We start from the raw sequence: 14,158 nt of genomic DNA on the forward strand, positions 1-14,158 counted from the left end.
TTTACTTAATAAATCATTTGAAGACATAAAAAAAAGACTACCAAGTAGTCTCTTTTTTTATATCTTTAAGAAAGATCTCATCATTTCTTTTACTGGAGGAAGTTGTGGTAATTTCTTTTTGTCCGCTACGTATCCTAGACCAAATTTTGTATATCCTAGTGCTTCTTCCATAACAATTTGTCCTGGAAGTGGAGCTTCATCAACAGTAGCTACGTCTAGTAGAACTGGTTTCTTAGGATTTCTGTATTTCTTTATTGCAGCTTCAAATTCTTCATCAGTAGTAATTCTTTCACCGATACCACCACATGCTTCTGCAAACTTAGCAAAATCAATATCTGGTAGTGAGACTGCATAGTTTTGTTGACCTGCTGATTGTTGTTCGTATTGAATAAATGCTAGTAGTTTATTGTTTAGAACTATCAATACCATTGGCAAATCGTATCTTACAGCAGTAGCAAAATCTTGCATTACCATAGAGAACGCACCGTCACCCATGAATCCATATACTGGACGTTCTGGCATAGCCATCTTAGATGCGATAGCTCCTGGAAGTGAACATCCCATTGTTCCCAACCATGAAGAAATTGTATATTTTTGAGTTGGTTTTACATCAATAAATCTTGCTCCAAATGAAGTAGATGTACCAACATCAATTGACCAAACTGCATTATCTTCAGCTTGCTCACTCACTGTATGGAACATTTTTGAAGGAAGAACTCCTGCTTTATGATCTTTTGAGTATACATCGTTCATCCATCCACGCCATGTAGCCATACGCTTAACAGCTGTATCTAAGTATGGACGTTCTGAAATAGGATTTCCCATCTCATTCATACGTGAAAGAACAGTCTTAATATCACCTTGAATGGCAACATTAACCTTGTGACGTTTTCCTAGTTTGTCAGCATCAGTATCAACTTGAATAGCGTCTATCTTGTGGTTTAGGTATGCACTGAATGGATAGTTTGTACCTAGCATAATTAGTAAGTCAGCTTTTTGCATCATTTCATATGCTGGTTTTGTACCTAATTTACCAACTTGACCCAAGTTGTAAGGATGAGAATCATCAACAGTACCCTTGGCAGGCATTGTTTGAATGATAGGTAATTTGTATTTTTCGATAAATTCTAGTAGTTCAGGTTTAGCATCTTCGGCACCACGTCCAGAAAGAACTAGCGGATTAGAATGGTTTTCCATTAACTTGAGTGCAGCAGCGATATCATTGTCACTAACTAGATATTCTTCTTCTTTGAAATTATCAACGTTAGGTTGGAAACCATCAGTAATCATATGATCTGGAACATCATCAGGAATAGTAAGAACAGCTACACCCTTCTTAGAGATAGCTGTGCGAATAGCTTCATCTACTACTTGTGGTAATGTTTGAGGATTCATAACTTGCTTGTTGTATACTGCAACATCTTCAAACAATACGTGTGTATCTACTTCTTGGAAGTAGTCTGTATTCATTGTTGGTGATGGAACTTGTCCCAAAATTGCCAAAACTGGTGCGTGATCCATCTTGGCATCATACAATCCGTTTAGCAAATGGATAGCACCTGGACCACCAATTGACAAACAAACACCGATTTCCCCTGTTAGTTTTCCATGAGATGATGCAGCTAAAGCAGCCACCTCTTCATGTAAAACATGTGTAAATTTAATCTTATCTTTTGCTCTATATAAGGCATCAATAGTAGTATCAACAGAATCTCCAGGGATACCGAAAACATTATCGATTCCCCATTTTGACATAACATCTACCATTTTGTCAGATGCACGAACTTTCATAATTATTCCTCCTAAAAAAACTTTCAAATCAGTTTTAATAATATCACAACGTTTTCACAATCTCAAAAAATTAATTTGTAAAACAATTACAGTAAAAACTTTTTGAGTTAGATTGTGAATGTGAAAAAAATAATAAATAAACTATATTTTTCAATCAAAATTCTGATATGATAGATATACAAACTAATATAGGGTGTGAAAAAATGGTCAAACAGTTTCAACTTTATCGTTGGTTACGCTTTTTGTTCCTATTGATAGCAGGAATAATTATAGTTATAAAACCAACCGCAAGTGTAAATGTAATAATTTACCTTGTTTCTAGTTATATTGCTATCTACGGTATTCTTTCTATCATAGATGGTTTGACAATAAAAAAAGCCACTGGAGAAAACAACCTCTCCATCGGCTTAGGTATTGGAGCTATTATTATTGCACTTGTAATTCTTGCAGTTGCAAAAATTTTGATAAAGCTTGTTCCACCTCTACTGGGTATTATCCTAATAATAAATGGAATCAATCAATTCAGAGACTCCCACGATACGCGTAAATACGTGAATGTAACTCCTTGGCTTGATTACTTTTATTCAGCGTTGATGGTTGCAGCAGGTGTCGTCTTCATACTAGAACCATCTAGAACTTTAGTTCTAATTTATCAACTAGTTGGTGTAATCTTGATTGTTCTAGCTGTTTTTGAATTTATAAATTCAAGATTATATAGAAACTAACGTTTAATTTTTTGTATAGTAATAGTGCTGAAGCTTGTATTTTCAGTGCTATTTTTTTTATGTGTTATTACTTGCCAAACCTGTGTATTATTACCTATCCTTATAGGTGAAGCAACAGTTTGTAAAATACCTGACTTAACAGGTTGCAGGTGATGAGTATTTACGTCTACTCCAACGCCGACAAAACCATCTTCCATATTCAAATTTGCACCAATACTAGCAGCTGTCTCAGCTAAAATAGTATTCATACCACCGTGCATTATTCCATATGGTTGCAAATGTTTATCAGAAATTTTAATCTCTAATATTACTTCTTTTTTAGATTGACTAATTACTTCTATGCCTAAATTTTGTAAAATGTTCATATAATATACCTCGGAGGATTTTTTATGACTGAATGGAAAACAATAAAAGAATACAGTGAAATTCTTTTTGAAAGAAACAATAAAATTGCAAAAATTACTATTAATAGACCCGAGAAAAGAAATGCCTTTACACCAGTAACAATTCAAGAAATGATTGAAGCATTTTCTTACTGTCGTGATGATGCGTCTATTGGTGTTATTATTTTAACAGGTCAAGGAGATCTTGCATTTTCTTCAGGTGGTGATCAGAGTATCCGTGGTAACGGTGGTTACGTAGGACCAGATCATATAGCTCGACTGAATGTACTAGACTTGCAAAGACTTATTAGAGTAATACCTAAGCCAGTTATTGCCATGGTCAAAGGTTGGTCAGTTGGTGGTGGTAACATCTTACAACTAGTCTGTGATCTAACAGTCGCTGCAGACAATGCCCAATTTATGCAAACTGGTCCCAAAGTAGGAAGTTTTGACGCTGGATATGGTTCTGCTTATCTAGCCAGAGTTATCGGGCATAAGCGTGCCAAAGAAGTCTGGTTCTTGTGCGATCCTTACTCTGCAGAAGAAGCTCTGCAAATGGGTTGGATTAACAAAGTAGTTCCTTTGGAAGATGTCGAAAAAGAAACAATTGCATGGTGTGAAAAGATACTCAAGAAATCACCAACTGCAATCCGATTCATAAAAGCCGCCATGAATGCCGATACTGATGGTATTGCAGGTTTACAACAACTTGCCGGTGACTCTACAATGTTATTCTACACAAGTGACGAAGGAAAAGAAGGACGAGATGCATTTTTAGAAAAACGCGATCCTGATTTCGATCAATTCCCTAAGTTTCCTTAAAATATCGAGGTGGTAAAATTGGAAAACTGGTTGTTAAAGAGAGTTAAAACATCCCCCAATAAACGAGCATTAATATCTGATAATGTAGATTTCACGTTCAACGAACTAAATCGCACTGTTCAAAAGTTTGCGAGCAAACTATATTACAACGGCGTTCGTAAGGGTGATTACATTGGTGTCTTTATTGCGAATTCATTCAATGGGTATATTGCGATCTTAGCACTTCAGCAAGTTGGAGCAAAGATTGTTTTTCTAAACACCAGATTATCAGAACCTGAGTTGAATTATCAAATTGAAGATTCTAAGATCAAATTTTGCCTAATCGATAATTTTTTGCGCGTAGAGGATACTGACAAAATCAAAAGCTGCCCTGCTATCCCGTTATCAGATATTTTGTTCTCAGATATTTCTCCAGATTACAGTCCGGTAGAAGAATTCGAAGATGATGAAGTAACATCTATTATGTATACTTCCGGTACTACAGGTAAACCTAAGGGTGTTTTACAAACATATCAAAATCATTTTTATTCTACCATTGGTACTGATATAAATATGGATATCAACTGTGTTGATTTATGGCTTCTAACAGTTCCTATTTTTCATATTTCAGGTTTTTCTATCATCATGAGATCTCTAATTCTTGGATTTTCAGTTTATCTTGTTGATAAATTTCGTGAAGATAAAGTAAATAGAATATTAATTGAAAATCCTATTACGATTGTCTCACTAGTTCCCACCATGTTAAAAAGATTATTAAATAATCTTGAACCCAAGCAATCATTCAATGATAACTTCCGATTTATCTTCCTAGGTGGAGGTCCTATCGATGAACTTACACTGTTAAGATGTGAATCCTTGAAGATTCCCGTATTACAATCATTTGGAATGACTGAGACCTCTTCGAACATTGTGGCTTTAAACAACGAAGATGCCAGAAGAAAAATTGGTTCTTCTGGTAAACCACTATTCCCAGTTCAATTAAAAATTGAAGACCCTAATAATGAAGGTGTTGGAGAAATTCTGGTCAAAGCCAAAAATGTAAGTCCAGGTTATCTCAATAAAGAAGAAAAATACAAATCAAAAATAACTTCTGATGGATATTTTAAAACCGGTGACCTAGGCTACATTGATAGAGAAAACTTTCTGTATATAAAGGGACGTTTAGACGATATGTTCGTTTCTGGTGGAGAAAACATCTACCCTAATGAAATAGAAGATGTCTATCAAGGTTTAGATTATATTAAAGAAATTGCTATAACTTCGATACCGAATAGCGATTGGGGTGAAGTACCTGTTGCTTATATGGTAGTAAAATTGGGTGCTGATCTCAATCGAGAAGATCTAATTGAATTTGGCAAAAAACACCTTGCTCACTATAAAGTTCCAGTAGACTTTAGAGTGATTCGTCAGATGCCAAAAACTGCTAGTGGAAAGATTCAGAAGTTTGCACTTAAAAATATAGATTATCAATCAATATAAAAAGGTCAGTCGATTACGACTGACCTTTTTTATTGGACATAATATTCAAAAAAATTAGCTATCTTGTCCATTAACCTAGTTTCCACCAAGTGCCCAGCTTTATAACCTGTTATAAAAGCTGTTTGAGATGCAATTGGATTATCTTTATACTTCTGATAAAAATCCCACGACTGGCTATATGGAATTCTTTCGTCTTCAGTTCCGTGCCAGAATAGCAATGGTCGATTTTTTAATGTTTCTATGTTGGTATCCAAATCATAATATTTTATCCAACTAGTTAAATCTTCTAAATCATTGGAAACATAGATATTATTTCTCTTAGCATGATCTCGAACTAATTTTGCATATGAAATAAAACTTGGAGTTCCCATGATAATTGTTGCAGCTTTAATTTCTGGATGATGAGTCAATAATGCTCCAGTAGTCATTGCTCCCATAGAATAGCCACCTACGCCTATTTGACCATCTTTTATAAGACCACGATCTTGATAAAATTGTTCCAACATTCCAAATTCTGCAATATTGGCCTGAATCGTGTCCCAAAATGTCAATGAAAGGATGGCGTTCACTTGATATTTTCTTTCTCCATGATTTTTGGAATCAGGTAAGATAACTCTGAATCCTTTTTTGACAAGTTTACGACCTTGAGTCAAAACAAGTTCTTTCTTCGATTGCCAACCATGATAGAAAAATATAATTGGTAAAACTGTATTTTCTTGACCTTCTTCAGTTAATTCTAAAGTAGGTATTCCTTTTATTAATCGATGTCTTATTGAAACCATTTCACTACCCCACTTTTTAAAAACAAAAGAGGCAACGTCATAAGACATCACCTCATTAATAAATTAATCTTCACTTAACATATTAAGCTTGAATTTTAGTTCATCAACACTACGTGCATGTTGGCGATCTGTTTTAGAATCAAATTCAGTTAGTTCAACATCCAATTGATTCATATGTTGATCTACATCTTCTTCATCCATTTCGTTAACGTGCCCCATGACCATATCTATCAAGTCTTCATCTGATTTGATATCAAATGAAAAAATAGATTCAACCAGAGAGTTAACTTTATCTTCAAAACTGAACATTGACATAATGTTACCCCCGCATACTTTCTTACAAAAGTTCATTCCAATAAACTTCTGTAGTTAGATAATAACATCTATTATATAATTCTTATTTCACCTTTATTAAAAGATTTCTTTTATTTTTGAAAAACTTAAAAATTGACATTTACTACCAGATATTTACTCTTTTTTCAGGTTCAAGCCACATGCCCATACCTTCTTCTACTCCAAATGTTGGATAGAACTCATCCATGTTTTGTGCATGGACGTTGGCACGTAAAGGACCCGGTGAGTGAACATCTGTGGACAATAGTAAATCTGTGAATTCTTGTGTTGATTTCAATCTCCATACTCTTGCCCAATTGTTAAAGAATAATTTCAAATCAACATCTGATTCAGTTTTAGCAGCTTCTAAGGCACATCTCAAGCCACCCACATCAGCGACATTTTCAGAAACAACCAGTTTACCATTCACAGTTGAACCAGCATAAGGAATACCATCGAATTCATCTATCATTTTTTGAGTAAGTTCTTTAAACTTCGCATAATCTTCATCTGTCCACCAGTTATTCATATTTCCATATTCGTCAAACTGAGAACCATTATTATCAAATGCATGTGAAATTTCATGTGCAATAACTGCACCAATTCCACCATAATTTTGACTGCTTGTTTGATCTAAGCTATAAAATGGAGCTTGTAAAATTGCAGCTGGGAATGTTATATCATTTCTTGAGGGATCATAGCAGGCATTAACCATATGTCCTGGCATTAGCCACTTACTGCGGTCCACCGGCTTACTATATTGATCCAAATGATCTTGAATAATTATTCGACGAAGATTGGATATATTTTCATATAGTGAGATATTTTCATCTATTTTATATTTTTTATAAATATCGTCAATTTTATCTGGATAACCGACTTTCACTTCGATCATATCTAGCTTGTGAATTGCTTTTTTCTTAGTCTCTTCACCCAGCCAAGAATTATTGGCCAAACGATCTTTATAAATTGCTGTCATTTTTTCAATCATTTTTTTGACATCAGCTTTTGCTGAAGCACCAAAATATTTTTCACCGTAGTAAAGACCGATTATTTGTGAGAAATAACCTGTTGCCTTATGGAAAGCAAATTTAGTACGATTTTGTAATTCTTTTGCTCCATTGAGAGCTAAGCTGTATTCTCCAACTGTTTGTCGGAATTCTTCATCAAGATTACCAGCATTACTCATCAATAATTTTACAATCATCCATGATTTCATTAGCTCAAAATTATCAGCATTGATGATGTCATCCAAGCTATCTACATATCTAGGTTCGATAATGATAACTTTTTCAGGTGTATCGTTAATTTGCCCTACAACTTGGCTCTTCAAATCAAGATATTTAGACTTTGTTGTATATTCATCAAAGTACATAGGATTATACATTTTTGTATAGTCAGCTTTTTCTTCTGAACTTTTGACAATAGGAACTAGGATAGAATCAAATTTCTTAGCTTGCTCTACTATAGATTTGGCTTTTTCTAAATCATATCCAACCATGGAAAGTAATTTACTTACTACTTCAGTATATTTAGATAGTAATTTTTCCTTGGAATCATTATCTTCATCATAGTAAGTTTTATCGGGCAATATTAATCCGGGAACATCGATATAAACTACATTCTTAGTAGTGTCTTTCATATCAGCATCAATATCGATATCGATAGGTAGTGCGTAGCCGCTTTTAGATAATTCAACAATCTTATTACTGAAATCTTCGATATCTTTAATATCGATAATTGTTTGAAGATCTTTTAAAATTGGTTGTTGATGAAACTTACTTTGTTTCTCAGCGTCATTAGCTACTCGATATAGTTTGATTGCTTCCTCAACTAATTCATTTGGATAAGCAACTTTTCCAGTAGAAAAATCTTCAAATTCTTTCATTAATGATTTTTCTACAGCTTCATCCAAGTCCATGAATCCACCCGTTCTAGGTTTATCTGCAGGAATTTTTGCTGTTTCTTGCCACTCTCCATTGACTGATAAATATAAATTTTCTTGAGCACTTGTTGGCTTAGCATCAAACATATCTCCTGCTCCACCAATAATTTTATTAATTTTCATAAAATTCCTCTTAGTTACTAATTTTGATATATAATATATCACTCTTTAATTATTAAATAAAAAATTTACTATAAAAAAAGACCAGTTTAACTGGTCTTTTTTTATCTTATTACACTGACTGAAACTGGAGATAAGTTAACAATTCTTGATCCTTGAGATCCGATATTATCATGATCACGGCGATTTTTATCTACACCAATGACTACAAGATCTGGACCATACTGAGGAATAACATTTTCAGTAATAACATGACCTGGGTTACCTTCTGTAACCATCAAGTGAATATCATCATCTGACATTCCGTATTCCTTAGCTTTTTGACCATATGTTTCAAGAAGCCGTTTAATTTCCTCACGACGTTCTTTCAAGATTGAAGGATCTAGTGATTGAAATACATTCAAATCACCTGTTTCAAGAACAGAAACAATACCAAGCTCAGCTCCATAGTGTTTTGCAAGTGAACAAGCGTAATTGAAGGCATTTTTTGATGATCCAAAATCATCCGAATCAACACAAATTAAAATCTTAGCGTAATCGATTTTTTTTACTTTATAGTTTTGTAGTTCATCCATATCCAAATACCTCACTTTTTATTTTTATTCAATATCTCTTCCTTTGTTCTCTTGGAAGTATTGATTGAATCTCTTAACATAATTGTGGAACATGTAATTTAGAAGTACCCATCGTTTAATAGACATGTCTTTATCGTAAAATACTGTAGTACCTGTACGATTTTGTGAGATGAGTTCCTTAGCAAAATCAGTGGCTTCATTGTTGGCAGCATATTTTTTGAAAACCTTGGTAGGTATACCTAACCATAACTTCGCCTGTGATTTATTCTTATTAGCATAGACAGTTGGTTCATCTGCTAATGTATCTTCAACATAATCCATTACCGCATATTTTGCAAGATTATATCCATTTAAAGTTACAAAGAAACTACTTCTTCCTTGACGCAAATTGATTTCAAAAAATTTGAAAGTATCATCACGAGAATCATACTTCATATCAAAATTAGCGTATCCGACAAATTTGATATCTTCCAAGAATTTTTGTACTTGGTCATAGACGTCTTGGTTGAATTCTGGAAGAATTGCCACATAATTTCCAATAGCTTGTGGTGTTGGATCTTCCAATATTGGGTGTCCTAAACACATCATTTTCACATGATGATTTTTATCTACATAGGCATTTAACACACGCATATTTGAATCATCACCAGGAATAAAGTCTTGAAGAATTAAATCAGAAGTATAACCATTGTCATAAATCTTGCTAACAATATCCATGAATTCTTCCTTAGAATGGATCGTAAATGCCTTCTTACGTCCTTCAAAGTGAATATCTAACCATTCAACACTGTTGGCTGGTTTTAAAGCTACTGGATAGTCATAAGGGACATTTATATCTTCATTACTTGTGTACATTTCTTTAGTAACAATTGTTGTCTCTGGATGTGGCAAACCATGTTCTTCAGCAATTTTGTAGAAACTTTCCTTATTGTTTAGTGACTTCAACAAATCGAAGTCTACATAAGGGCACACAAAAGTTTTTGATAATTCTTCTTTGTGTTGACTGATTAACTCAGCATAACCATCACCACAGGCGATAAGAATAACTGGTTCATCATGGTCCTGATATTCTTTTGCAATTTCTCGCATTTTATCAATAAACACAGGATCTTCAGCGAATCCTGGAAATACTGTCAAATTAACAATTTTTGTAAATCTAGTTGGAGCTAGTTGTGCACCTGCATAAGCTCTCACAGATCCACCATATTCTTCATGGAATGCTCTTGCCATTCCATAAACGTTCATGTCACTTCCTAATAATATCGGCGTAAATTTCTTGTTTGTAGCAGTTTCGATTTTTATCAACCTCTCAATTAATTCACTTTTGAATTATCTTATTTATTTTTTTGATTATACCATATTTCAAACTTCTCATTTTTATTGAATAAATTTGTGCATAAAAAAAGACGCTTCTCGCGTCTTTTTTATTCAGCAATTTTTACTTGTGGATCAACTTCTGGTTTCTTACCATCTTCGATGAAGTAAACTTTGTACCACACTAGGAATGTGTAAATAGTCCAAATTTTACGACGATCATCATTCTCATGGTTATAAAAACCATCTAACATCTCCAAAATTGATTCTTGATTGAAGAATTCTTTTACATAATCTTCTGAGAACAAATCACGAATATCTTTATAGATTGCTTCAGTTCTTATCCAATCACGAATTGGAACTGGGAAACCTAATTTTTCACGTTTTGCCCATGCTTCTGGAAGAGTTCTTTCAGCAGCCACACGCAAAGCATACTTGCTACCACGTGCATTTAGTAGATATTTAGTTGGAATTCCTTCTGCAACCTTAGCAACCTCTTTATCAAGGAATGGAACACGCAATTCCATTGAATTAGCCATACTCAAACGGTCAGCTTTTAACAAGATATCATTTGCCATGAATTGATGCATATCAAGATACTGCATCTTTTTAACTTCATCATCATAGTCAGCAACTTTGCTATAACTTCTTTTGACAATATCTTTAACTGATTTAGATGAACGATAATCAGATGTTACAACTTCTGCGGCCTCTTTTTCATCAAAAACCTTTGCTTGTCCAATGAAGAATTCTTCTGCTTTAGCAGTAGATTCGTACATATGAAGACGTCCTGGGAAGTTGTGCATCTTACGTAGTTTGCGTGCCAACTTGTATTTTATACCCTTTGGTAACTTCTTTAGTTGATCCGAGATTACTCTAATAGTATGTGAATGTGAGTGATCACCATAATTTGCATAACCTGCAAATAATTCATCAGCACCTTCACCAGATAAAATAACAGTAACATCTTTACTTGCCAATTTTGTTAGGAAATAAAGTGGCACACATGAAGGATTAGAATCAGGTTCATCTAAGTGATATTGAATCAGTGGCATAGCTTTGATAGCTTCATCACTAGTAACAATTCCACGAGTGTTCTTTAAACCTAATTGATCTGCTAGTAGTTTAGCGTCTGATCCTTCTTCATAAGTTGTAGAATCAAAATCAATTGAATAAGTGTGCTCTGGTCTGAGAATATCTGTTACATAACTGGAATCAACCCCACTAGATAACATTGAGCCCACAGGAACTTCACTGATTGAGTGAGCCTCAACAGACTCTCTAAGTGATTTGTCGATTGCTTGAACAGTTTCTTCAAAGGAAAGAGAATTTTCTTTAAATTCAATATCCCAGTATTTTTTGATACTTAATTTTCCACTCTTATACTCAAAGTAATGTCCTTCTGGTATACGGAAAACATCTTTAAAGAATGTTTCTGGTAGTGCAGAATATTGGAAAGTTAGATAAGGCTTAAGAGCTTCTTTATTAAGCTCTTTTCTGAAATTAGGATGTGCTAAGAATGACTTAATTTCTGACCCAAATATAAAAGTACCTTCTCGGTTGTAATAATATAGTGGTTTAATTCCAAAATAGTCTCTTGCACCAGTAATATCACCAGTTACAAAATCATAAATTACAAAAGCAAACATCCCACGGATTTTCCTTAGTAATTCAGTAATGCCCCATTCTTCAAATCCGTGTAGCAATACCTCAGTATCAGCTCCGGTGGAGAATTCATGACCTTTTTTAATCAAATCTTCTCTTAATGGACGGAAATTATATATTTCTCCATTAAAAATGATAGCTTTTGTTTTATCTTCATTATAGATAGGTTGCATACCTGACTTAACGTCAATAATGCTTAATCTTCTGAACCCCAATGCTACATCGTTATCTACCAATTGACCTGAACTATTTGGTCCACGGTGAACGATTGCTTCCATCATTGCTTCAATTACTGGTTTCTTATCCGCAATTTTTTTATCCACAAACCCGACAATACCACACATATTTTTCTCCTAAAGATTGAAGTTAACATATCTCGTTGCTGCACCATATCCGAATATTTGTAATATCATTTTTTTAGAATCTACGTTAATGAAGTATCCACAGAATTCAGATATTTCATTAATTTTACGATCCCATTTTCTATTGTAATCTGTTGTTAAGCCCCGCTTTTTGCCCATCAAGGCAGAACAATTCAAAATAATATGGTTTATTCCTGATACTTGATAATGTTTTTCATAATGCATATGTCCGCAAATATAAGTACTAATTGTTGAAATACCTGTATTTGAGAAATCATATGCAGTGCTTACTCCAAAATCACCTAATAAATTATTTTTTAATTGACCATGTTGCTTATTGTTAAATTCTTCGAATATTTTTTGTAACAAATCCCCATTAAAATTCAAAGCATTCTTACCGCTAGGACTGACAATATTTGCGTGTCCCATAACGATTACACGTTTATCCACGGTATTTTCCAATATTTTTATCAGATCTTGAATTTGTTGTTCGCGAACTCCACGAACTTTTTTAAAATCATATTTTTTATTATTGCCATAGACAATATAAGGAATATCACTAGTATTTATAAAAATAACTCGGATATCATCCTTATCAAACCAAGAAACCCTTGATACCTGACTAAGTCTTTGGATTTCTGGTTGTTTATTTACTTGCTTAGTAACTAAATTAAAATAATCATCACGATCAAATGAGACGGACTTAATAAACTTATGTTCATCAAATTTGTCATTTTCATCATGGTTTCCTTCTGCAATATAAAAAGGTTTACCAGAAGACTGATAATTTTCAGTAGCTTTTTTCAAAAGTCTCTTACTAATCTCAGGTCTATCTGATCCATCTATCATATCTCCTAGATGAACATTGAGATCAATCGGCAAGTTTTCACCGGCAGCATTGGTCTCATAGATATGCCTTAGTCCATTATATCCATAATAACTAGTACTTGCCAGAGCTTTCGCATGAGTATCTGTTAAAAGCGATAAGTTTAAACTATCTTTAGATACTTTTTCCTTAACGTTAGTATTATAAAAATTTTCAATATAGTTAGTGGCAAATGATCTTGGCTTCATATTCATAAAAATGTCTTCTATATGCGTGGAAACATTCTTACTAAAAATATCTTTACCAAACACGTTTAATTTCATAATCACTCTCCTAACTTATTTAAATATAACACTTATTTTAATATTTATAGTAGCTCAAACTCTATAACTTTTCATGAAAAATACATGAATTTATTTCACTACAAAAAAAGCATATCAACTAGCCCATGACTAGTTGGTATGCCTTTCTAATTCCGTGATCTTCATCCATTGTAATAGTTCCACGTTCCTCAAAACCGTTTGTAGTAATGACATGTTGCATAACTAAATTTTCTGGATGAGTATCGATTCTTACATCTGGATAACCCAGGTGATAAGACATCGTTAATAATTGTTGTATAAATGTTGTTGATAAATGTTTTCCTTGATGACCAGGTTCAACCGCAATACGATGAATTATTGAATATTCTGACTTAGAGATGTCTTGCCAGTTGCCGTTTGCTATTTTTTCATAGTTTTTGTCACTGCCTTGTTGTAAGGCTGCTGTTCCGACAATTTCACCGTCTAGTAATAAAACAAATGTTATTCCATCTTCTGTGTCTTGTTTCAAAATTGCATGGTCAGGATATCCAGATTGCCATTGGTCAACACCGCGATTTTTTAGTGTTTGCTTAGCTCCATCTATAATTTCATACACTCTAGGCAAATCATTCATGGTCGCTTGTCTTAGATAAATATTACTCATAATAGAACAACCTCCATTAGTTCATCTGGATATTAAAACAAATTTATATAAGCAATTTCAACCATTTTTT

At 33.7% G+C, this 14,158-nt stretch carries 13 protein-coding genes; 3 read left to right on the top strand and 10 right to left on the bottom strand.

Translation table 11 applies throughout. The annotated features are described in order from the left end of the window. Positions 1-57: 57 nt before the first annotated feature. Complete coding sequence (locus tag CS873_RS00545) at positions 58-1,791, bottom strand: pyruvate oxidase (protein ID WP_099973949.1); 1,734 nt, start codon at positions 1,789-1,791, stop codon at positions 58-60. Between the two features lie 203 nt (positions 1,792-1,994). Between CS873_RS00545 and CS873_RS00550 the strand changes: the two genes are divergently transcribed. Further along, positions 1,995-2,516, top strand: coding sequence for a DUF308 domain-containing protein (locus CS873_RS00550; RefSeq protein ID WP_099973950.1), 522 nt, complete (start codon positions 1,995-1,997; stop codon positions 2,514-2,516). On the opposite strand, the gene CS873_RS00555 is transcribed toward CS873_RS00550, so the two are convergent. Continuing rightward, the gene (locus tag CS873_RS00555; protein ID WP_099973951.1) at positions 2,513-2,881 is read right to left on the bottom strand and encodes a PaaI family thioesterase; all 369 of its coding nucleotides are present in this window, start codon (positions 2,879-2,881) and stop codon (positions 2,513-2,515) included. The two genes, CS873_RS00550 and CS873_RS00555, sit on opposite strands and share 4 nt — an antisense overlap. 24 nt (positions 2,882-2,905) lie before the next feature. On the opposite strand from CS873_RS00555, the gene menB reads away from it, so the two are divergent. After that, positions 2,906-3,721: a 1,4-dihydroxy-2-naphthoyl-CoA synthase gene (gene menB, locus CS873_RS00560; RefSeq protein WP_099973952.1), complete on the top strand. Its 816-nt coding sequence runs from the start codon at positions 2,906-2,908 to the stop codon at positions 3,719-3,721. 9 nt (positions 3,722-3,730) lie between these two features. Beyond that, positions 3,731-5,200 (top strand): o-succinylbenzoate--CoA ligase, encoded by a 1,470-nt coding sequence (locus CS873_RS00565; RefSeq protein ID WP_245823062.1) that lies wholly within the window; start codon positions 3,731-3,733, stop codon positions 5,198-5,200. A 29-nt stretch (positions 5,201-5,229) separates the two neighbouring features. Here the strand turns inward: CS873_RS00565 and CS873_RS00570 are convergent, their stop codons facing one another. The 8 genes from CS873_RS00570 to CS873_RS00605 form a co-directional block, all read right to left on the bottom strand. After that, positions 5,230-5,982 carry an alpha/beta fold hydrolase gene (locus CS873_RS00570; RefSeq protein ID WP_099975315.1) on the bottom strand — a complete coding sequence of 251 codons (753 nt, stop codon included), beginning with the start codon at positions 5,980-5,982 and terminating at the stop codon, positions 5,230-5,232. A 63-nt stretch (positions 5,983-6,045) separates the two neighbouring features. After that, the gene (locus CS873_RS00575) at positions 6,046-6,297 is read right to left on the bottom strand and encodes a hypothetical protein (protein WP_099973954.1); all 252 of its coding nucleotides are present in this window, start codon (positions 6,295-6,297) and stop codon (positions 6,046-6,048) included. Between the two features lie 142 nt (positions 6,298-6,439). After that, a complete protein-coding gene (locus CS873_RS00580; protein WP_099973955.1) occupies positions 6,440-8,383 on the bottom strand; it encodes a M13 family metallopeptidase in 1,944 nt (647 codons plus the stop codon). A 101-nt stretch (positions 8,384-8,484) separates the two neighbouring features. Further along, positions 8,485-8,955 carry a universal stress protein gene (locus tag CS873_RS00585; RefSeq protein ID WP_099973956.1) on the bottom strand — a complete coding sequence of 157 codons (471 nt, stop codon included), beginning with the start codon at positions 8,953-8,955 and terminating at the stop codon, positions 8,485-8,487. Between the two features lie 24 nt (positions 8,956-8,979). Beyond that, on the bottom strand, positions 8,980-10,200 hold the full coding sequence (locus CS873_RS00590) for a carboxylate--amine ligase (protein WP_099973957.1): 1,221 nt from the start codon (positions 10,198-10,200) through the stop codon (positions 8,980-8,982). 179 nt (positions 10,201-10,379) lie between these two features. Beyond that, positions 10,380-12,278 (bottom strand): asparagine synthase (glutamine-hydrolyzing), encoded by a 1,899-nt coding sequence (asnB, locus tag CS873_RS00595; protein ID WP_099973958.1) that lies wholly within the window; start codon positions 12,276-12,278, stop codon positions 10,380-10,382. Positions 12,279-12,287: 9 nt separating this feature from the next. After that, positions 12,288-13,445: a metallophosphoesterase family protein gene (locus CS873_RS00600; protein WP_099973959.1), complete on the bottom strand. Its 1,158-nt coding sequence runs from the start codon at positions 13,443-13,445 to the stop codon at positions 12,288-12,290. A gap of 118 nt (positions 13,446-13,563) precedes the next feature. Then, on the bottom strand, positions 13,564-14,088 hold the full coding sequence (locus CS873_RS00605) for a GNAT family N-acetyltransferase (protein ID WP_099973960.1): 525 nt from the start codon (positions 14,086-14,088) through the stop codon (positions 13,564-13,566). Between the last annotated feature and the right edge of the window lie 70 nt (positions 14,089-14,158).

The organism is Companilactobacillus metriopterae (assembly GCF_002762335.1).
Classification (GTDB): domain Bacteria; phylum Bacillota; class Bacilli; order Lactobacillales; family Lactobacillaceae; genus Companilactobacillus; species Companilactobacillus metriopterae.